The organism is Neorhizobium sp. P12A (assembly GCF_008365395.1).
Lineage (GTDB): Bacteria > Pseudomonadota > Alphaproteobacteria > Rhizobiales > Rhizobiaceae > Rhizobium.
In genome coordinates this window covers 50,259-69,092 of sequence record NZ_QOVX01000024.1, presented here as the reverse complement: position 1 = coordinate 69,092, position 18,834 = coordinate 50,259, and the positions used below count along the sequence as shown (strand labels likewise).

The following is an 18,834-nucleotide window of genomic DNA, read 5'->3' as shown; positions in this document are numbered from 1 at the left end:
GAACGCAATGTCACTGGAAAACTTCCGGTCTTCCACGCCACTTGAAGCTCCGCCAACATTCAATGGCGATTGCCACGATTGATCCGGTGCGCGTGCCTTGGACCGCAGTGATCTGGGCCGCTGGGGTGGTTGTCGTCTTCGCGAGACGGCCGGTGCGGTCCCATTTTCTGTCACTATGCCCCTTTGGCCCCGGCCGTAGTTGCCGACGACAGTCGAGACGAGCGGCGGTTCTGGCATTGGACCATATCGCGCCGGCGGCCGCTTCACCCTTAAATCGCTCGCAGGATGACGAACGGTCGGTCGGAACCAGTGTGCTCAACATCAAGGTCGCCATTAAGTTCGATACAATGCTTCGAGAACACGTCCTCAAAACGGCGGTTCTGGAGCACCTTCGGCAAAGTGAGTCTCAGTCCCTGCCAATGCTTGGATGATGGGGCGTAGCTGTCGGCGAACGAGAGCCGTCGGACCAGGACAATAATCGCATCGTTCGCATCTAAGCGTGCGAAGGCAATGAGACGCTCGGATCCTTCACCGTTGGCCCCAAGCGGGACGTACTTGCCCTCGCGGAAGAGGCTCGGCGCATCCAACCGAAGGCTGAGTAGGGTTGCGATCACATTCTGTTTCAGCCGACCCGTCTGCCACTCCTCGTCCTGACCGAAGGTGACCTTCCGTCCTTCCGACAAACGTTTTTGTAGCAGATCGAAATCCGGTTCGCGACGGTTGTCCGGATCGACAAGGCTGAGGTCGAGGCCTTCGCTGCCCTGGTAGATATCCGGCACGCCGGGCGCCGTGAGCTTGATGGCCGTCTGGCTGAGGCTGTTGACCAGACCGGCACGGATAAACGGCCGCAACGTCTCGGCGAAGTCCGTCAGGAAGGCCAAGTTGGTGGGCAAGAGCAGCCGGCGAGCGTAGTCCATCACAGCCTTTTCGTAGGCCTCGTTCGGATCGCCCCAGTCGGTGCGGAGTTTGGCCTCCCGGATCGCCTTTTCCACATAGGCTACGAAGCGCCCTTCAAGGGACTTGAGACGTTCGGCATCCGGATGAATATTCGTCGGCCACACCCCGGCGAGCGCCTGATAGAGCATCCATTCGACCGCGGGTTCTGGGGCAGGGCCGTCTTCGAGGGACTGCACGGCCTCTCGGTTTATCTCCCGCCAGCGCTTGACGGCGTCCGCCCAATGCTTAGGCGCTTCGGTAATGGTATAGAGCCGAGCTCTGGCGTCCTCGCCGCGCTTGGTGTCGTGGGTGGAAGTGCCCGAAAGCGCGTCAGGCTGGCGTTGAAGCCGCGTCTGCATTTCCTTGTGGAAACGATGGACCGAAAAGGGGCGCGGCAGGGGCTCTGCGCCGACTTCATTCAAGGCGAGCGCCATGTGCTGGCGGAAGAACAGCGTATCCTCCACCGACTTCGCCATCAAGGGGCCGGTCAATTGCTGGAAGCGGGTGCGGAAGACCGAAGCCTGACCCAGCGCCTGCTGTTCGACATCACCGGACAAGATCCGTTCGAGGAGGGCGAGCGCCTGCGGCTCCGGAGCATCCCTGCTTTGTCGGACTTGATCGAGGACATGAGCCAGCATCTCCCGGCCTTCCCGCGGCAGGCCCTCGCGGGTGCCGTAGGTGCGATAGATTGGGAAACTGACCAGCAGTTCGCGCAGGGCGGTCTTAATCGAGGTTTCGGATGGGGCGGATTCACGGTCCTCCGTCTGGTTGATCTGCAGCGCAAGCTTCACAAGAGCCGCAGATTCGCCGGCGAAGTTATTGTCCGCCATCAGCAATTTGGCTTCACGCAGTTCGCCGCGCATGTCGAGCGAGTGGCCGATGACCTCGTGATACGCTGTGCGCAGCTCACCCAGCTTCTCACCATCGACCAGAGCGTCGCTGAGGGCGGCTACGAACTCGTAGCCGGTAGTGCCCGAAATTGGCCAGTCAGCAGGGATCTGTTCGCCTTCGCCAAGGATCTTTTCGACAATGATATAGCAGTCGGGCCCCGCTTCCTGGCGCAGGCGCTGCAGATAAGCTTTCGGATCGGCAAGACCGTCGACATGATCGACCCGCAGCCCATCGATCGCGCCCGAGTGGACGAGTTCGAGGATGAGCCGGTGCGTGTCGGCAAAGACCGCGCCGTCCTCTACTCGAACGCCGGCAAGACCGGTGATCTCGAAGAAACGGCGGTAGGATAGTTCGCGCCGCGCATCCCGCCAGGACATCAGCCGGTAGGGCTGCTGGTCGTGGAGCTTGGCGATGGCCGCCTTGTCGGTGTGGTTCAGCACCTCGGCGTCGCGGCCGGCAAAGGTGGCAGGGTCGAGCGGATAATAGGTCTCGTAACAGGCAAGTGCCGGCTTGCCCGTCTTGGGATCGGGCCTCACGGAAATATCGCCAGCCTCTAGCACCTTTTCGAAGGTGTCGCCGAGGACGGGCAGGGTCAGCTTCTGCGTCCAATCGATATCGAAATGGTGGGCATAGCGGCTTTTCTCGCCGTTTTCGACAACGTCGCGCCACCACGGGTTTTCGAGCGAGGCGGCCATGTGGTTCGGAACGATGTCAAGGATGAGCCCCAAGCCCCCCGTCTTCAGCGCCTTCACCATGCGGTCGAATCCATCTCGGCCGCCAATCGTCGGGTCGATCTCGTTGGCGTCGGTAACGTCATATCCATGGGTCGAGCCCGACGTCGCGGTGAAGATCGGCGAGACATAGAGGTGGCTGATGCCGAGCCGTTTCAGATAGGGCACCAGTTCGCCCACGCGGTCGAAGGTCATGCCGTTGCGGAACTGAAGGCGATAGGTGGCGGTCGGAATTTTCATTGCTTGATCCAGACGGTGCGAAGGCCGCATGTAAGAGGATGACGAACGAGAGTTGCGCAGAATGCCACGCGCATCTCCCGAAGTTCGGTATCAACTTTGTTGATCCCTGGTTGTTCCGCGGACCCCCGAGACGGGAGCGTATGCGGGCGGATCATCTCTTCATACTATGGCGCAGCCCCAGTCCGTCCGAGCAGCCAGGCGGAACTGTTTTACGATTCCAACCGCTCAATGGTGCAACTGGCGTCCTGCCGCCTACAAACGCGCAGTTTCTCTGGAACTTCGGGCCGATCCGAAGGTTTTCACTTGCCGCTCATATCAACTGGAGTTTGCAATGAAGCCACCGGTAGCGCTTGTCACTGGAGCCGGATCCGGAATTGGGAAGGCGACCGCGTTCGCTCTGGCCAGGGACGGGTACAAAATCGGTGCGCTCGGCCATACGCAGGAGGAGATCTCTTCCACGGTTGATGAAGTTTTGGCGAACGGAGGAGAGGCGGTTTCGCTTCTGGCGGACATATCTGACGAGCGCCAGATGGCAGCAGCCGTGAAACAACTCACTCAGCAATACGGCCGGCTTGACGCCGTGGTCGCCAATGCTGGCATCAACGGCGTATGGGCACCAATCGATGATCTGAAGCTCGCTGAATGGAATCACACCATCTCGATCAACCTGACCGGAACTTTCCTGACGATCCGCGCGACTGTGCCCGAATTGAAACGCTTCGGCGGCGGCTCAATCATTGTCGTTTCGTCCATCAACGGCACCAGAACCTTCACAACCCCCGGCGCTACCGCCTACAGCGTCACTAAAGCTGGACAAGTCGCGATGGTGCAGCAGCTCGCTCTCGAGCTTGCCCGCCATCACATTCGCATCAACGCCGTGTGCCCAGGTGAGATCGAAACCAACATCGAGGCGAACACCAGTCTGAGGAAGGAAGGCGAAACTGCGATACCCGTTGTCTGGCCTGAGGGGCAGGTGCCGATCACCGGGGGGCAGCCGGGTCGTAGTGAAGATGTCGCCGACGTGATCGTCTTCCTGGCGTCCGACAGGTCGCGTCATATCACTGGCTCGCCGATCTGGGTCGATGGTGGTCAAGGCCTGCTGCGCTAGCGGCAAGTGACATCCTAAAGAAAAGGTGATGTTTTGGTCGAATATGCGTTTGGTCCAATCTTGTTGCAAGATGGCGTCGAGTTCCGTCTCTGGGCCCCTTTGGCGCAGAACGTTTCCCTCAAAGTTGAGGGTAGGGAGCCACGACCGATGGAGCGCACCGACAACGGATGGCATCGTTGCCATGTCGGCGGGGTCGGGCAGGGCAGCCTTTATAAGTTCGTGTTGCCAGACGGCTCCGAGGTGCCCGACCCGGGATCACGTCATCAGCCTCGAGACGTTCACGGTCCGAGCGAGGTCGTCGATCTCAAATCATACGAGTGGGAGAACCAAGTCTGGTCGGGGCGTTCATGGGAGGAGAGCGTCATCTACGAACTCCATATCGGCTCGTTCACCTCGCAAGGCACGTTCCGGGCAGCAATCGAACGATTGGACCATCTGGCAGAGCTTGGGGTCACCGCGATTCAGATCATGCCAGTCAGCGACTTTCCCGGTAGCTACAACTGGGGCTATGACGGCGTTCTGCCCTATGCACCGGACAGCAGCTACGGTCGTCCCGAAGATTTGATGGCGCTAGTGGACGCCGCCCATGGGCGCGGCATCAGCATCTTCCTGGATGTCGTTTACAATCACTTCGGCCCGGACGGGAATTATCTGTCGACGTATGCGCCGCTGTTCACCGAGCACCACAGGACTCCCTGGGGCAACGGCATCAATTATGATGGCGATGAATCGGATGCGGTTCGGGAATTCATCATCCAGAACGCGATCTACTGGATCGCCGAGTTCAGGCTGGACGGTCTGCGGCTCGACGCAGTGCATGCGATCAAGGACGACAGCGAAGAATACCTTCTTCACGAGCTCGCCCGGCGCGTTCGCGAAGCTGCAGGCGGCCGACATGTTCATCTGATCGTGGAGAACGAAGACAACGACAGCGATCTCTTGAGACGCGAAGAAGGACGGGCCACCCGCTTTACTGCCCAATGGAACGACGATGTGCATCACGTGCTGCACATCGCCGCGACCGGAGAGACCTTCGGATATTACCGGGACTATGCCGATGACAAGGACAAGCTCGGCCGCGCTCTCGCTGAGGGTTTCGTGTTTCAGGGCGAACACATGCCCTATCGGGGTAAGAGCCGCGGCAAGCCCTCGATCGACCTACCGCCCGCCGCCTTCATCTCCTTCATTCAAAATCATGATCAGATCGGCAATCGCGCTCTCGGCGATCGCATGATCACGTACAGGTCCCTTGAACCCATCAAGGCGGTGACCGCAATCTATCTGCTGTCGCCGCAGATCCCGATGCTTTTCATGGGCGAGGAATGGGGAGCACGCGAGCCGTTTCCGTATTTCTGCGACTTCGATGAAGGAGTGAACGAAAAGGTAAGGAACGGACGCCGCGAAGAGTTATCGCGGCTTCCGGGCTTTGATGCCGTCGACCTCGTAGATCCGACCGCGAAAGCCACATTCGAGATGGCGATGCTCGACTGGTCTCGGCTTGGCGGGACCGATTGTTCAGAAATGTTGGCATTCTACAAGTCGCTTCTTGCTGTCCGACACAAGCGGATCGTGCCGCTGCTGGAGCGCGCTGGGGGCGGCAGCGGGACATTCCGTCGCGATCGCAGCGTCACTGCGGTCGACTGGGCGCTCGCGGGCGGTGCCAAACTTCACCTCGTCGCAAACCTCTCGGACCAACCAGCGAGGATCGCTTCACCCCCCCTGGGCGAACGGATCTTTCCACCAAGTTCGACTAGCGAGAACAACATTCTTTCTCCTTGGTCCGTGTTTTCGAGCATCAGTCTAGCTGAGGCCTGAAGTTCGTCTGACGTAGAAAGTGAGACCACATGGATTCGCATCTCGACCGTCTGGCCAAAGTACATGGAATTAGCCTTACACGGCCGTCCCCCGACAATGTGGAAGTGCCGATCACAGACACGGCAAAGCGAAAGGTTCTTGCCGCGCTGGGCGTGACGGGAGAATCCGCTCATCGGCCCGTGAAGAAGCAATCGAAGGCTATTCCGAAATCTTACCTGCCAGATGTTCTCGAAACGGAGCGTGTATGGGGCATAAGTCTCCAGCTCTACGAATTGCGGTCCAGGCGCAACTGGGGCATCGGAGACTTCGGGGATCTGGTTGGAATGATCTGGCTGGCGCAGTCACTTCGCGCCGGTTTCGTCGGGCTGAACCCGCTGCATGCGCCGTTCCTGGCAGATCCCGATCGCTGCAGCCCGTATGAACCGTCGAACCGGCAAATGCTCAATCCTCTCTACATTGCGGTCGATAAGGTTGCTGGCTTCAGGAGCCGACCGGAACTGGAAAGGCAGATACAGGCACTGCGGCAAACCGACCTTGTCGATTACATCCGGGTTGCCGACACCAAGTTGGCGGTTTTGCGCGAGCTCTGGCAATCACTGCATGCATCCGCAAGCGGCTTGACAAATCGCGAAGTTTTCGAGGATTTCATCCAAGAGCGCGGGGAAAGCTTGCGACGGCACGCGCTTTTCGAAACTCTGTCAGCGTTCATGTGCAGCAGAGGGCAAGGTGCCGGCTGGAAATCTTGGCCGGCGGAATTCCAGAAACTCGACAGTGTCGAAGTAGAGGCCTTTGCCGAAGAGCATGCCGATACCATGCGCTTTCACATGTGGCTGCAATGGCTGGCCCATCTGCAACTGAGTGAGGCCGCAGCGGTCGCACGGGACGCAGGCCTTCGGATCGGCCTTTATCTGGATCTAGCCGTTGGAGAAGCCATGGATGGGTCGGCCACCTGGAGTGAGAGAGACGCCTATATTGCCGATGCCACGGTCGGAAGTCCGCCCGATCCGTTTGCTACCGAAGGCCAGGACTGGCACTTGGCCGCTTTCCATCCGGCGGCAATCGCCTCGGGCGAAGAAGCCCCCTATCGGCGAATGGTGACCGCTGCAATGCGTTACGCCGGAGCCGTCAGGATCGACCACGCCGCAGCACTGCGGCGCCTGTTCCTCGTACCGCTCGAAAGCGCGCCCGATGGTGGCGCCTACGTCAACTACCCGCAGGACGAGCTGCTGCGAATTCTGGCAGAGGCATCCGCGGAATTCCGCTGCCTTGTGATCGGGGAAGATCTGGGAATGCTGCCGGACGGGCTGCAGGACGACTTGGCTGAAGCCCGGATCCTATCCTACCGCATCCTCTCCTATGAACGGGATGACGATGGCTTCAAGCCTGCCGACGCCTATCCCCGGCTGTCGCTTGCCTGCATTTCGACCCACGATCACCAGACTCTGGCCGGATGGTGGCGTGGCGCCGACATCAAAGCGCGGGCGGAACATGGGATTGTACCTCCCGATGTGAGCCAGATGCATGTTGAAGAACGCCAGCACGAGCGCCAGGACCTGAAGGTTGCGCTCGAGGAAGCGGGCAGGGAGCCGCCGGGCCGTCTGCCGCCTCGGACTGCGAGCGACGACAAGGTGAAGGACCTGGTGGTCAGCGCCCATCGTTTCATCGCCAAGACTCGGTCAATGCTGGCTGCGGTCCGGCTGGCAGACACGACAGGGGAAAAGCGCCCGACAAACATCCCAGGCACAACCGACCGCTATCCGAACTGGAAGCCCAAGCTCTCCGTATCAATGGAAGAGTTGAAAGGTTTGCCGCTTCTCAGGGACATCGCCGAAGCAATGCGTAAAGAGCGAAGCCGGACTCGGCCATGTGCTTTCCCTTAGGCTCTACGGCACGGCGCAGCTATGCTACGATCAGAGCCGGATACCGCCCGAAGTCGTGAAGATGTGGCAGGGGAACTAGTCGTCGCAGTCGGCGAGCGGTGTACATCACGAGTCCTTTCGGGGACGTTCTGGATTGCCCTCCGGTTCTCGGTTGCGTTTATGGGTATCGCTAGGTCGAAATGACGGGACAAGAAGAATTAGAGTTTCTGAAAGTGTCGCAAGCGCACGACGATGTCGTCATTCGCCATTATCTTGCGATCTGGGAAAGTTACGGGACACCCGCTGATCATTTCAGCGAGGACTCGGAAGAGATCATACGCGGCTACATGGAGCGTGGGCGACGTGATCGTCAGCTCGCAACCTTCATTGCTTTCGATGAAGGGGAGGCGGTCGCGTCGGTCTCATGCCAGCTCCACGCGATGCCCTATCCGGTAGTGCTAAAACCTGATGTCGCTCTGCAGGGATATATCTGGACCGTCTACGTGGACCCGGCTTATCGACGCCGCGGCATCTCACGAAAGCTTTTGGCGATGGCGATCGAGCACCTTCGTGAAATTGGCTGCACGACGGTGGTACTTCATTCGTCTGACGCAGGCGAACCTCTCTATGAGAGCCTGGGTTTTGCGATCGCCAAAGAAATGAGATTGCAGCTGATCGATCCTTCAAGATGACAGAGAGCGACAAGAGGAAATCAACTCATCGCGCGTCTTGCAGTTTGGGCCAGTTCGCCCTCTCCAGCCGTCAGGCCGGATGCAATGCACGCGTCACGGCGGCGATCATCTCGTCGGGCAACGCTGGTTTTCCCAACAGTTCCCCGTTGGCGAATGCTGGTTCTGTGGCTTGAAGGGACTCGCCCTCGCCCGAGTAGACGATGAAAGGAACCGCCAGTTCGGTCAGACGCCGAACGACGGCCGTACACATTCCATCTGACAGGCGAGGATCAACGATCGCCAACGATGGCTTGTTGACTTCAAGCCATTCACTGGCTTCCGTGCAGGTGGTGAAGGTCACATGGTTGAGGTGACCGTTTTCATCGAGGACTTCTTCGAGGTCCAAGGCGATGAACGGCTGGTCTTCAAGCAAAAGAATGGGTTCGGACAACGGTGTTCCTCAGGGGCCTGATAGCACTATACGCTATCTTTGCTCGTGTCACGTGACGATGGCGCGCTGGCGCATCGCGCACGCCCGGTCGAGCAATCGCTGCTCCTGCGAACGGCTCCCATCGCAGCCTTCCTCAATAGTGCGTCCTACGGATGGCTCATGGCAACAGCGCCAAGTCCGGTTGCCCAATAGTCTTTTGGAATTGAATTCCGGACGAGGCTGGCGATGTGACCGGATATTTCTTCGGTCGTCACAACGTGGCCTGCGAAAATGAATTGCTCTGGAAATGGGGAAGCCGAGGCACGGTTCTCGGCCTCGGCTTCCGTTTTCATTCACGATCCCGTCGGCGATAAAAGGGCTTTGTAAACACGGACTGGCTAATATTATTCCGCAGCAATTAGAACCAGGCTGCGCGCAGTCATTTTGTATTCTCCGCCGCCCACGTGACGATCGACGACTTCCACGTCGTCCGTCGACAGGACGGCAGTCCAACCGCCTTCCGTCTCCGGAAGCTGAAACGGAACCTCTCCGTCGTGTGGGTTGAAGAGGACAATGACGTCGCTCCAGGCATCGTCCTCTGTCCGATTGTCGCGGCTCAGGCGAAGGCCAATCGTCGTGCTGCCTTCATCGGCCCACTGGTCGTCAGTCTGCTCTTCGCCGCCGGGATTGAGCCAGGTAACCTTCATCCCGTCGCGCCAGCTTTCTCGACAAAGGAGTGGCTGCTGCTGGCGCAACGCGATAAGGCGCGCGGTAAATTTTCTGAGCTGATCTGCAGAATCCGGCAGGTTTTCCCAGTGCACCCAGCTCAACTCGCTGTCCTGGCAGTAGCCGTTGTTGTTGCCCATCTGGCTGCGGCCGAATTCGTCACCCGCCACCAGCATCGGGGTGGCGTGCGACAGGAACAAAGTGGCGAGGAAATTCCGCTTCTGGCGTTCCCGAACGGCGTTGATCCCATTGTCGTCGGTTGGACCTTCCGCACCGTAGTTGAAGCTGCGATTGTCATCGGAACCGTCCTTGTTGTCCTCCCCGTTATCCTCGTTATGCTTCTCGTTGTAGGAGACGACGTCGTTCAATGTGAAGCCGTCATGTGCGGTGATGAAGTTGACGCCCGCCCATGGCCTGCGGCCTCTGAGGTCATAAACATCGCCCGAGCCGAGAATGCGGGCGGCGAAATCGGGTGTCGTGCCGTCGGTATCCTTCCAGTAATCGCGCACGGTGTCGCGGTATTTGTCGTTCCACTCGGCCCAGCCCGGTGGAAACCCGCCGACGTGATATCCGCCGGGGCCGATATCCCAGGGTTCGCCGATGAGCTTCAGCTTCGACAGCACGGGATCCTGACCGACGGCGTCGAAGAACCCGCCACGTTGGTCGAACCCTTCCGGCTCGCGGCCAAGGATGGTGCCCAGATCGAAACGGAAGCCATCGACATGCATTTCCTCAGCCCAGTAGCGCAGGCTGTCCGTCACCATCTGCAGCACGCGGGGATGCGAGGTGTTCACCGTGTTCCCGGTGCCAGTGTCGTTGATGTAGTAGCGCGGATCGTCTGGCATCGTCCGATAGTAGGAGAAGTTATCGATGCCCTTGAAAGAGAGCGTCGGTCCAAGTTCGTTGCCTTCCGCCGTGTGATTGTAGACGACGTCGAGAATGACCTCTATGCCGCCGTCGTGGAAGGCGCGGACCATCTCACGAAATCCGGCGATGCCGTTCGGCCCGTAGTAGCGCGACGCCGGGGCGAAGAAGGCGAGCGAGTTGTATCCCCAGTAGTTATGGAGCCCCTTGTCGAGCAGATGGCTGTCGTCCGGAAAGAAATGGATCGGCAACAGCTCGATCGAAGTGACGCCAAGGCTCCTGACATAGTCGACAATTGCCTTGTCAGCGAGGCCTTCGAACGTGCCACGCAGCTTTTCCGGAACGGCGGGATGCAGCTTGGTGAACCCTTTGACGTGCGTCTCGTAGAAGATCGTCTTCGCCCACGGCACCCGAGGCGTCACGTCCTTCTTCCAATCGTAGTCGGAAGGATCGACGACCTTGCACTTCGGCATGACAGGGGCGCTGTCACCGTCGTCGAATGCCAGATCTTTGTCGTCGCTGTCCAAGTCATACGAGAAATGCGCCTTCGACCACTCGACATCGCCCACCAATTCACGGGCATAGGGGTCGATCAGAAGCTTGTTCGGATTGAACCGGTGGCCTTTCTCGGGATCGTACGGACCGTGGACGCGGTAACCGTAGAGCGCCCCTGGCTTGAGGCCCGGCACGTAACCGTGCCAGATCTCGTTGGTGTATTCGGGCAATGTCAGACGGGATGTCTCGGTCTTGCCGCTGTCGTCGAACAGGCACAGTTCGACCCGTTCCGCATAGGCGCTGAAGATCGCGAAGTTGACGCCGTCCTTGTCGGGAAGCGCGCCGAGGCGGGTATAGTCTCCAGGAAAAACGCGAAGCTCTGAATCGCTCATGTCACATCTCACGCGGGGAGGAAATCGAAAACACCGCCTGCGTCGAATGTTTCGCCGTTAAGAAAAGCCGCATTCGGCGGCCGTGACCTTCGTGGCGCTCAGGCAGCTTGGGTCTTGGCCTTGCCCTTGGGATTGGCGGACGCATGCGCAAGCTGAGTCAACTTTTTGTCGGTCGCAACTTCTTCGGCGAGCGTGGCCTGGAGCAGCGGCACGGCATCTGCGAGGCCGAGCTGATTGGCCCAGGCGATCAAGATCCCGTAGCGCGCGATCTCGTAGTGTTCCACGGCTTGAGCAGAAGATATCAGGCCAGCATCGAGAGCGGTGGATCCCTTGTACTCCTCCATGATCTCTTCGCCTTCGGCAAGGATGCCACCGATCGCTTCGCATGTCTTGCCGCGAACAGCTTTTCCGAGAATTTCGAAGACCTGTTCGAGGCGTTCGATCTGGCCTTCGGTCTCGTCGCGATGCTGCAGGAAACCGGCCTTGCTTTCTTCCGACTGTGCCGCGCGGGCCATTTTCGGCAGCGCTTTCAGAATTTGCTTTTCGGCAAAGTAGATGTCCTTGAGCGTATCCAGGAAGAGGTCGTTCAATGTCTTTTCGGTTGCCATTTTCTGTCATCCTTCAAATGTCGAGAGGGTAGCGGCAACCAAACTTTTGAACGCGCCTAAGGTTCCTCCCTCCGGTCGAAGTTCGAGCCCGCGTTGGCGCCGCTGAAAATCAACCCCCAGCGCGCGTTTCGACTGTGTTGATCCTTCGGAGATTGTCCGATAGCGGATCGGAACCCGGCTGCCATTGCACGCGTTAAGGATTGTTTCCCTCCAGTAGGACATCCCGCCATGAACTCCCTGTTTTCCAAATTCGCAACGAAGATCGCCGATCTCTCCGGCAAGCCCGCGGCTTTCGTCATGGCGGTTGTCCTTGTCCTCGTCTGGGCGGTTTCCGGACCGTTCTTCAATTATTCCGAAACCTGGCAGCTGGTCATCAACACATCGACGACGATCGTCACCTTCCTGATGGTCTTTGTCTTGCAGAACTCGCAGAACCGCGACGGCAAGGCGCTTCAGGCCAAGCTCGACGAACTGATCCTTTCCTCGCAGGCCCAGAACAAGTTCGTCGGCATCGAAAAGCTTGATGAAGAATCTCTCCGAAAGATGAGCAAGACGCTGGCGGAAAAGGCCGAATGCGTTGCCGAGGTTGCCGACGAGAAGGCGGAAGCGCCTGAGGGGGCGCCGGCGTGAAGAGATATTTCTTCGACCTGCACAACGGCGACGGGCCAACAACGGACGATTGTGGCCTCGAGCTTGAAACAAGAGGGGATATCTCGAGGCATGTCGCCAAGATCCTCCTCGACGTAGCTCGTGACGAACTGCGTGAGCAGGACCGGGTGTTAATGTCGGTGACAGTCCGCGACGCGGAAGGGAAGACCATCTCTGTGGCCGCGTTGGCCTTCAACAACGAATGGGTCTGAAGTGGAAGAAGCCGAGCACGCCTGCGGTCTTCTATTAGGAAATCTCGGACGTGGGGCAGATTTGGTGGCAGCCTTTCCTAAGACGACCTAAGTCAGAGTAAGATCGCCGGTATTGCAGGCTGAATGCTATTGAGATAGCACGGGCTGAAGGGGGCAATGTGGCCAGCACCCGCCATGTGGAACGAATAGGCAGCATCAGCGCTTTGCGGACTTCGGAGGTCCGGGTCACTGGAAGGTGCTTCGAAATGGCAGCCCGCAAGTTGGGTCCTCAGCGTTAAAGGTGGACACTGGTACCAAAAAGCTGCTGTCGATGTCGGAACGTCAGCTTCTCGCGCGTCCTTGCAGCAATGTATCCTTTTGTTCTTCGAGGAGGCCGGACATGAACGGACTACAAAACTCATTGGATTTTTATAGCAAGGCAGGCGCCATGACATCGGGAGGGCAGCATGTCGAAGCTCTTAGCGCGCTGGCAGGAGTTGCTGAGGCCGCCAGGGCTTTGCACGGCATATTGCTCCATGAAGCCTGGGCGCATCGGTATGGCCAGGAGCTAACGCCGGCGCGCCGAGCGCAATCACATTTGCGATCTACCCAACGAGTGCTCGATGCCATCATTGAAATCCATTCCGCCCCGCTCGTTGTAACGCGCACGCCCAGCCAGAGGGCGGTTGGCGTGTGCCGTCACTTTGCTGTTCTCGCGTGTGCGTCGCTGAGGGCTCAAGGTATCCCCGCCCGAGCCCGCTGTGGCTTCGGGATGTATTTTAAGCTTGGTAAAGGCGTTGATCATTGGATCACCGAGTACTGGAGCGGACGGCACTGGGTATCCGCGGACTTTCAGATCGATGATCTCCAGCGCTCCGAATTGAAGCTTGATTTCGATCCGCTCGACTTGCCGCGTGGAGAGTTTCTAACCGCTGGTGAAGCCTGGCGGCTATGCCGCGCCTACGCTGCTGATCCCGCAACCTTCGGCATCTTCGACGAGGGCGGCTTCTGGTTCATCGCGACGAACCTGCTGCGAGACTTCGCCGCGCTCAATAGCATGGAGATGCTCCCTTGGGACAATTGGGGCCTGATGCCGCGACCCGAGGAAGAACTATCCCCAGATCGGGCAAAGCTCTTCGACCATCTTGCCGCACTAGCGGAAGAAGCAGACGAACGGTTCGATGAAATCAGGACACTCTACCAGCAGGATGACAAGCTGCGCGTGCCGGCGCGGGTGTTTAACGGCGTGCGCAAACAAATAGAAGATGTCGCTCGGACCTGATCGCAAAGGGGTTCCGCACGCAAGGCACTCGGGCACAGACGTGGCAATCTTCTGCAATGAGGCTACCGCCATGTTTGACCGTCTCGAGCACCAGGTCTGTGAGGATGAAGCTCTGCTCCACGAGTACTGATCCATCTGCACCGACATCGAGAACGACATGATTGAACAATGTCTCTTCCTACGTCCGTGAGATTGCGCGAGAGCCCTGTCCCGATGCTCGCTTGATGGTGGCGCGATACGCCGCCGACTTCTAACTGAGGTTGGAGCGGCTCGCATTGAACAAATTTGTTTTCGCAAAGTTCCTGTCATCAAGTTCCTAGCGCACCGACAGGGAGACTAAATCAATGGCGCGATACTCCTGGGTTTTGCGGAGGACGGGAGAGCTGCCTTCTGAGGGGCAGGGGAGTTTGGACGACCTGGAGGGATGGTTGAAGGATCTTTCTTCTCCCTTGTCAGTCGATGCCAGCGATATCGTTGAGGCGCTCAAAAAGAACGAAACGGGGCGACGGTCCCACTTTGCCCACGACTCTTTGTCGGAGCGGTGGAATATCGATTGCATGCGATTGGCGTAAGTTACCAATGACATGGCAGGGATTGCACCCGGGGAATTGGGCGACAAGATCCGAATACGTCCCTCCGTTGAACGAGCGGCAGAAACGATACGGTCAACAGCGCGTTATATGCTCGGAAACGGAGGAACGTCAAATGCGTGAAGGGCAGCATCTTCAGCACGCAATCCTCGTAGCGGCGGAAGCCCACGATGGACAACTCGACAAGGTCGGCAATCCGTATTTCAATCACTGCAGACGTGTCGCCGACCTCGTCCTGACAGACGACGAGAAGGTCGTGGCCTATCTCCATGACGTCGTCGAAAAAGGGAAAGGTTGGACGATTGACCGGCTCAAGGAAGAGGGCTTTCCAAAGGCGATCATTGTAGCCGTCGATGCCCTGACGAAGCGGTCGGGAGAAGACGAACGTGCCTTCGTCCAGCGAGCCGTATCAACCCCCTTGGCCCGTAAGGTGAAGAAGGCTGACCTCGAAGACAATCTGCTTCAGGCCGAGCAAGCAGGCCTTGACGCTTCAAAATACGAGGATGGGTTGAGGATGACCGAGGGCCGACTCGGTTCTTGGGGTCTGTCGGTAGGGGGCCGCAAATAGGCGCTCGCTCGCAAGGCCGGGGCAGACCTACGCATCTTCTCGATTGAGGATCCGAAGCGTTCGGATCTGGTCGGCGAGAGCAAGCAGGCTCTTGGCGACAGTCTCGTCTGACATCGTCTCGACGTTTCGCGCGATGTCCTCGATGACGCGCTCAGCAGAGCTGTCCAACGGTGCCAGCTTTCCTGTTTTTGACAGAAGCCCGCGAAGCGCGACCGATGCGCCAAGACCGCGCTCGAGAAGGCGCCGCCTTTCTCCTGGCTGCAATCTCGAGACGCCGTTCGCGGCTCTCACCAATTCCACCACCAGGTTCGTCGTAATGGTCACAGTGGGCTAATCTCCGGCACAGACTTTCCTCCAACTTCGCACAGTTCACATCCCGCTACATGTGGTGGTATTCGGTCATCTGCTCCTGCAGCCAGATGAAGCGATCAGGAGTCCGTCGAACATATGTGGATTTCGTCCGATTGCGATGAGATGTTGCCAGACAAACGACCGTCAAGGCGCCCATCTTGCGAAAGTGCGGCCGCTTCCTATTTCGAGTCCGAACCTCGAACTGGGAACCTTGAGATGGACGACGACTTTCTAATTTCATTGTTTGTCGAATCTGAAGTCGAAATTATCCCTCCGCGCAAGGACGCCCCCGCCGCAGGTTACCCGCCATGTCTGTGCTGCGGGCGCCCGTCCGATATGGACGACGACTGCTGTGCCATCTGCGAGCGCTGTCTTTCACCATGATTGGGTCGCGACGGAACTGAATCGATTTCCGCGCTTTGAGTCGCAGTCGTCATCGAGGATCCCGCGCTATGAGTACTTCCGAAATCCCGGTCGCCATCCGTCCGCTTCACGTCGAGATCGATGGCATCAGCAAGTACAGACAGGCATACACGGCCGACGATCTCGCCGGCTTCCTCCTGAGCGAGCAGTGGCCCGCCTCCGGCAAGCGACAGCCGGGCTTTCACCGTGCTGTCGCCACGTCGTTGGACGCCATGGAACTGTATCTCGATCCCGACGTCGCCCGCGCGGCGTTCGTCGAGGCAGCTCACGAAGCCGGAATGCGTGTGCTCCCGGACGATGTGAACGAGATGAAGATTACGAGCTGAGTGGGACGATGAGCCCACGCCCACGTTCCAGATCTCTTCTTGCCGGCGACCAGCCCTTGCGCGGCCGCGCACGCAAGCCGCGCGATCCCGCCCAGCCCGGTCTCGCTTTCGACGCGATGCCGGACCGGGTGGAGCCCTGTCTGGCGCTGCTCAAGTCCAAACCGCCGTCGGATAGCGGACGCTATCTGAGCGAAATCAAATTCGATGGATACAGGCTTGCGATCCACATCGAGCCGCGTCGCGTCCGCGTTCTAACACGGGGAGGACATGACTGGACGGAAAGATTTCCGGCGATCGCTGCCGCCGCCAAGGACCTCGGCGTCGCGACAGCGATTCTGGACGGCGAGGCGGTGGTCCTCGACCAGGACGGGCGCTCCGACTTCGGCGCATTGCAACAGAGCCTGGGGGGACGGGGTGGAAAGCGCTCTTCCTCAGAAGCGCAGTTTTTCGCATTCGACCTGCTCTATTTTGACGGCCACGACGTTAGGGGCATGGAACTATCGAGCCGACGTCATCTTCTCGAAAGCCTCCTCGCTAACGTTCACGAGAACATTCGGTTCTCCGAAGAGATCGAAGGCTCGGCGCAGTCGGCCTTCGACGCCGCATGCGAGCACGGGCTGGAAGGCATCATCGTCAAGGATCGCAACAGTTCCTACCGGTCCGGACGAACGGGCGACTGGCTGAAGATAAAGTGCATCCAGTCGGAAAGCTTCGTAGTGGTCGGCTACGAGCAATCCACCTCGGCCCGCGGCGGGACCGGTAGCTTGCTGCTCGCCGCAAGGAAAGGCCACGATCTGGTATACGTGGGTAGCGTGGGCACCGGCTTCAAAGAGCGCGACGCCCAGCAGCTTCGAAATCTTCTGGACAAGCTCGCCACCAAGAAGCCGCCTATCGACTACGAGGGGCGTAGTAAAAACATCGTCTGGGCACAGCCAACTATAATCGCGGAGATCGAATACCGGGCCTGGACCGGCGACGGAAAACTGCGCCACGCCTCATATAAAGGTCTGCGGGATGTCCAGGACAACGCCGCGATATACGAGCTGGACGACTGATCGGGTCCAACAGAGCTCGTCGCCGCCGCGCTCGCGATCTGGCGCTCGCCATGATGGCTTGAGCGCCCTCTGCTTTTGCTCGAAGACCAAGGATTCCGATGGCAACCACATCCCTCGTCATATTTCTCCACGGCATTGGCGCATCGGGCGACCAGCTCATGCCACTGGCGACCTGCTGGCGCGCGAGCCTGCCGAATACGCGCTTTGCATCGCCAGATGCCCCATTTCCAAACCGATATGGCCATCAGTGGTTCAGCACGGAGGGCAATCCCCTCGATCCGGCTCGTATTCAAACCGCACGCGAAACCTTTGATGCACTAGTCAACGACGTCGTTAGCCGCGAGGGTTTCGACGGCGCCCACGACCGGACTGCCTTCGTCGGCGTGTCCCAAGGGGCTATCGTTGCCCTCGACGCGGTCGCTTCAGGAAGATGGAGGGTAGGTGGGCTCGTATCCTTCGCCGGTCTCCTGCCGCCCGCGCCTGTCTCCAACGCGAGTAAGGACACCCCCGTTCTTCTCGTGCACGGCGCGGACGATCGCACCATCCCCTCGATGGCCTCCTCGCTCGCTGCGCGTCAGCTCAAGACGGCGGGTTTCAAGGTGGAACTCGACGTCGAACCGGGCGTCGGACACACGATCTCGAACAGCGGGGCGCAGAAGGCACTCGCTTTCCTCCGACAGACTTTCGCCTGAAGGTGGAAACCGTTGATCAGCTAAATCGTTTCCACCCCATGACCGGCGAGCGGACGAGCGATAGAGACGAAGTCCAGCCGAAGGAGACGATCGCGTTCGCCTTCGACAGGATGGCGGTCGCCCGCTTCCGCGAAACCTTTCCGAATGCCCGGTGGAGCGACAGTCTGCAGGCATGGACAGTGCCCGGCAAGACCGCGCGCCACCGCATCACTCGCTGGCTTGCGTCCGAGGATGCGCGAAGGTCTCCATTCGAGGAAGACAAAGGGCGGGACGCCTACGAATTCGAGCCTATTCTAAGCCCGTATCTGCAGGTCCATGACCACGGCTTTCGTGTCCGGACGCCATACTCCCGAACGATCGTCGACGAGCTTCGGCAGATACCGTTCGCGCGGTGGAACGGCGACGAGAAGGTCTGGGAGATCCCGTTCTCCTCATATGACGACCTCCGGCACCGGTGGAAAGTGATCGAGGAAGCCGCCAAACGTAACGAGCCTGAGGAGCGGCGAAAGCGGGCGGAGGCCCGCAAAGGCACCGACGAGGAAGCGAGAGCGAGACGTCGGGCGAACGAACGTCGAAAGCGCAGGCTTCCTGTCTCGAGCGACGACATGCCGCCCGTCGGCAGACCGATCGCGACGACGGCGTATGGAATTGTGGTGATCAACGAAGTCACGGGCGAGATCGTCGACCTTGGCGAAGTCGCCGAGCACCACCCCGATGCGGGCGACGAACATGTCTGGGCAGGATGGCGACCGGCGACGCTGGACGAATTGGTCCACACATGGCCGGCGCGGAACCTGCCCGGTGCCTACGAGAAGATCCGCGGCTGGTGGCCGCCGACACTGGACGAACTGAGAGAAGCGAGGCGGAAGGCGAAGTCCCGCGATCGTCGCAAGCATAAGGGTGACGAGGCCGAGCGTTCCGACTTGTGAAATTCGGCACGGA

The 18,834-nt window shown here is 59.2% G+C and carries 17 protein-coding genes; 12 read left to right on the top strand and 5 right to left on the bottom strand.

Translation table 11 applies throughout. The annotated features are described in order from the left end of the window. Positions 1-269: 269 nt before the first annotated feature. Complete coding sequence (gene treY / locus DTW90_RS32650) at positions 270-2,798, bottom strand: malto-oligosyltrehalose synthase (RefSeq protein WP_149343850.1); 2,529 nt, start codon at positions 2,796-2,798, stop codon at positions 270-272. A 331-nt stretch (positions 2,799-3,129) separates the two neighbouring features. Between treY and DTW90_RS32645 the strand changes: the two genes are divergently transcribed. The 4 genes from DTW90_RS32645 to DTW90_RS32630 all read left to right on the top strand — a co-directional run bounded on the left by DTW90_RS32645 (position 3,130) and on the right by DTW90_RS32630 (position 8,272). Further along, on the top strand, positions 3,130-3,906 hold the full coding sequence (locus DTW90_RS32645; protein WP_149343871.1) for an SDR family NAD(P)-dependent oxidoreductase: 777 nt from the start codon (positions 3,130-3,132) through the stop codon (positions 3,904-3,906). A 33-nt stretch (positions 3,907-3,939) separates the two neighbouring features. Then, entirely contained in the window at positions 3,940-5,721 is a 1,782-nt protein-coding gene (gene treZ, locus DTW90_RS32640) for a malto-oligosyltrehalose trehalohydrolase (RefSeq protein WP_149343848.1), read from the top strand. 29 nt (positions 5,722-5,750) lie between these two features. Further along, entirely contained in the window at positions 5,751-7,601 is a 1,851-nt protein-coding gene (gene malQ / locus DTW90_RS32635; protein WP_149343846.1) for a 4-alpha-glucanotransferase, read from the top strand. A 179-nt stretch (positions 7,602-7,780) separates the two neighbouring features. After that, positions 7,781-8,272, top strand: a complete 492-nt coding sequence (locus tag DTW90_RS32630) for a GNAT family N-acetyltransferase (RefSeq protein ID WP_149343844.1) — start codon at positions 7,781-7,783, stop codon at positions 8,270-8,272. 70 nt (positions 8,273-8,342) lie between these two features. Here the strand turns inward: DTW90_RS32630 and DTW90_RS32625 are convergent, their stop codons facing one another. The 3 genes from DTW90_RS32625 to DTW90_RS32615 all read right to left on the bottom strand — a co-directional run bounded on the left by DTW90_RS32625 (position 8,343) and on the right by DTW90_RS32615 (position 11,766). After that, complete coding sequence (locus DTW90_RS32625; RefSeq protein WP_246665143.1) at positions 8,343-8,702, bottom strand: response regulator; 360 nt, start codon at positions 8,700-8,702, stop codon at positions 8,343-8,345. 383 nt (positions 8,703-9,085) lie between these two features. Then, positions 9,086-11,158 carry a glycogen debranching protein GlgX gene (glgX, locus tag DTW90_RS32620; RefSeq protein WP_149343842.1) on the bottom strand — a complete coding sequence of 691 codons (2,073 nt, stop codon included), beginning with the start codon at positions 11,156-11,158 and terminating at the stop codon, positions 9,086-9,088. Positions 11,159-11,256: 98 nt separating this feature from the next. Next, on the bottom strand, positions 11,257-11,766 hold the full coding sequence (locus tag DTW90_RS32615; RefSeq protein WP_149343840.1) for a ferritin-like domain-containing protein: 510 nt from the start codon (positions 11,764-11,766) through the stop codon (positions 11,257-11,259). A gap of 228 nt (positions 11,767-11,994) precedes the next feature. Here DTW90_RS32615 and DTW90_RS32610 point away from each other — a divergent pair, with 228 nt between their 5' ends. The 4 genes from DTW90_RS32610 to DTW90_RS32595 all read left to right on the top strand — a co-directional run bounded on the left by DTW90_RS32610 (position 11,995) and on the right by DTW90_RS32595 (position 15,045). Continuing rightward, entirely contained in the window at positions 11,995-12,396 is a 402-nt protein-coding gene (locus DTW90_RS32610; protein WP_149343838.1) for a low affinity iron permease family protein, read from the top strand. Beyond that, the gene (locus DTW90_RS32605) at positions 12,393-12,626 is read left to right on the top strand and encodes a hypothetical protein (protein ID WP_149343837.1); all 234 of its coding nucleotides are present in this window, start codon (positions 12,393-12,395) and stop codon (positions 12,624-12,626) included. Before DTW90_RS32610 ends, DTW90_RS32605 begins: the two co-directional genes overlap by 4 nt. A gap of 379 nt (positions 12,627-13,005) precedes the next feature. After that, positions 13,006-13,887, top strand: coding sequence for a transglutaminase-like domain-containing protein (locus tag DTW90_RS32600; protein WP_149343835.1), 882 nt, complete (start codon positions 13,006-13,008; stop codon positions 13,885-13,887). A gap of 705 nt (positions 13,888-14,592) precedes the next feature. Continuing rightward, on the top strand, positions 14,593-15,045 hold the full coding sequence (locus DTW90_RS32595; protein ID WP_149343833.1) for an HD domain-containing protein: 453 nt from the start codon (positions 14,593-14,595) through the stop codon (positions 15,043-15,045). Between the two features lie 27 nt (positions 15,046-15,072). On the opposite strand, the gene DTW90_RS32590 is transcribed toward DTW90_RS32595, so the two are convergent. Next, complete coding sequence (locus DTW90_RS32590; RefSeq protein WP_149343831.1) at positions 15,073-15,369, bottom strand: hypothetical protein; 297 nt, start codon at positions 15,367-15,369, stop codon at positions 15,073-15,075. 479 nt (positions 15,370-15,848) lie between these two features. Here DTW90_RS32590 and DTW90_RS32585 point away from each other — a divergent pair, with 479 nt between their 5' ends. The 4 genes from DTW90_RS32585 to DTW90_RS32570 all read left to right on the top strand — a co-directional run bounded on the left by DTW90_RS32585 (position 15,849) and on the right by DTW90_RS32570 (position 18,821). Then, complete coding sequence (locus DTW90_RS32585; protein WP_149343829.1) at positions 15,849-16,145, top strand: DUF982 domain-containing protein; 297 nt, start codon at positions 15,849-15,851, stop codon at positions 16,143-16,145. A gap of 8 nt (positions 16,146-16,153) precedes the next feature. Further along, complete coding sequence (gene ligD, locus DTW90_RS32580) at positions 16,154-17,200, top strand: non-homologous end-joining DNA ligase (RefSeq protein WP_149343828.1); 1,047 nt, start codon at positions 16,154-16,156, stop codon at positions 17,198-17,200. Positions 17,201-17,298: 98 nt separating this feature from the next. Beyond that, the gene (locus tag DTW90_RS32575; protein ID WP_149343826.1) at positions 17,299-17,892 is read left to right on the top strand and encodes a prolyl oligopeptidase family serine peptidase; all 594 of its coding nucleotides are present in this window, start codon (positions 17,299-17,301) and stop codon (positions 17,890-17,892) included. Positions 17,893-17,930: 38 nt separating this feature from the next. Beyond that, complete coding sequence (locus tag DTW90_RS32570) at positions 17,931-18,821, top strand: hypothetical protein (RefSeq protein ID WP_149343825.1); 891 nt, start codon at positions 17,931-17,933, stop codon at positions 18,819-18,821. Positions 18,822-18,834 lie beyond the last annotated feature (13 nt).

Bases quoted from the DNA above. Each gene is read 5' to 3' on its own strand.
- DTW90_RS32600 (WP_149343835.1), top strand. From the start codon at position 13,006: ATGAACGGACTACAAAACTCATTGGATTTTTATAGCAAGGCAGGCGCC.
- DTW90_RS32615 (WP_149343840.1), bottom strand. From the start codon at position 11,766: ATGGCAACCGAAAAGACATTGAACGACCTCTTCCTGGATACGCTCAAG.
- DTW90_RS32575 (WP_149343826.1), top strand. From the start codon at position 17,299: ATGGCAACCACATCCCTCGTCATATTTCTCCACGGCATTGGCGCATCG.
- DTW90_RS32630 (WP_149343844.1), top strand. From the start codon at position 7,781: ATGACGGGACAAGAAGAATTAGAGTTTCTGAAAGTGTCGCAAGCGCAC.
- malQ (WP_149343846.1), top strand. From the start codon at position 5,751: ATGGATTCGCATCTCGACCGTCTGGCCAAAGTACATGGAATTAGCCTT.
- treY (WP_149343850.1), bottom strand. From the start codon at position 2,798: ATGAAAATTCCGACCGCCACCTATCGCCTTCAGTTCCGCAACGGCATG.
- glgX (WP_149343842.1), bottom strand. From the start codon at position 11,158: ATGAGCGATTCAGAGCTTCGCGTTTTTCCTGGAGACTATACCCGCCTC.
- ligD (WP_149343828.1), top strand. From the start codon at position 16,154: ATGAGCCCACGCCCACGTTCCAGATCTCTTCTTGCCGGCGACCAGCCC.
- DTW90_RS32585 (WP_149343829.1), top strand. From the start codon at position 15,849: ATGAGTACTTCCGAAATCCCGGTCGCCATCCGTCCGCTTCACGTCGAG.
- DTW90_RS32570 (WP_149343825.1), top strand. From the start codon at position 17,931: ATGACCGGCGAGCGGACGAGCGATAGAGACGAAGTCCAGCCGAAGGAG.
- DTW90_RS32610 (WP_149343838.1), top strand. From the start codon at position 11,995: ATGAACTCCCTGTTTTCCAAATTCGCAACGAAGATCGCCGATCTCTCC.
- DTW90_RS32595 (WP_149343833.1), top strand. From the start codon at position 14,593: ATGCGTGAAGGGCAGCATCTTCAGCACGCAATCCTCGTAGCGGCGGAA.
- DTW90_RS32645 (WP_149343871.1), top strand. From the start codon at position 3,130: ATGAAGCCACCGGTAGCGCTTGTCACTGGAGCCGGATCCGGAATTGGG.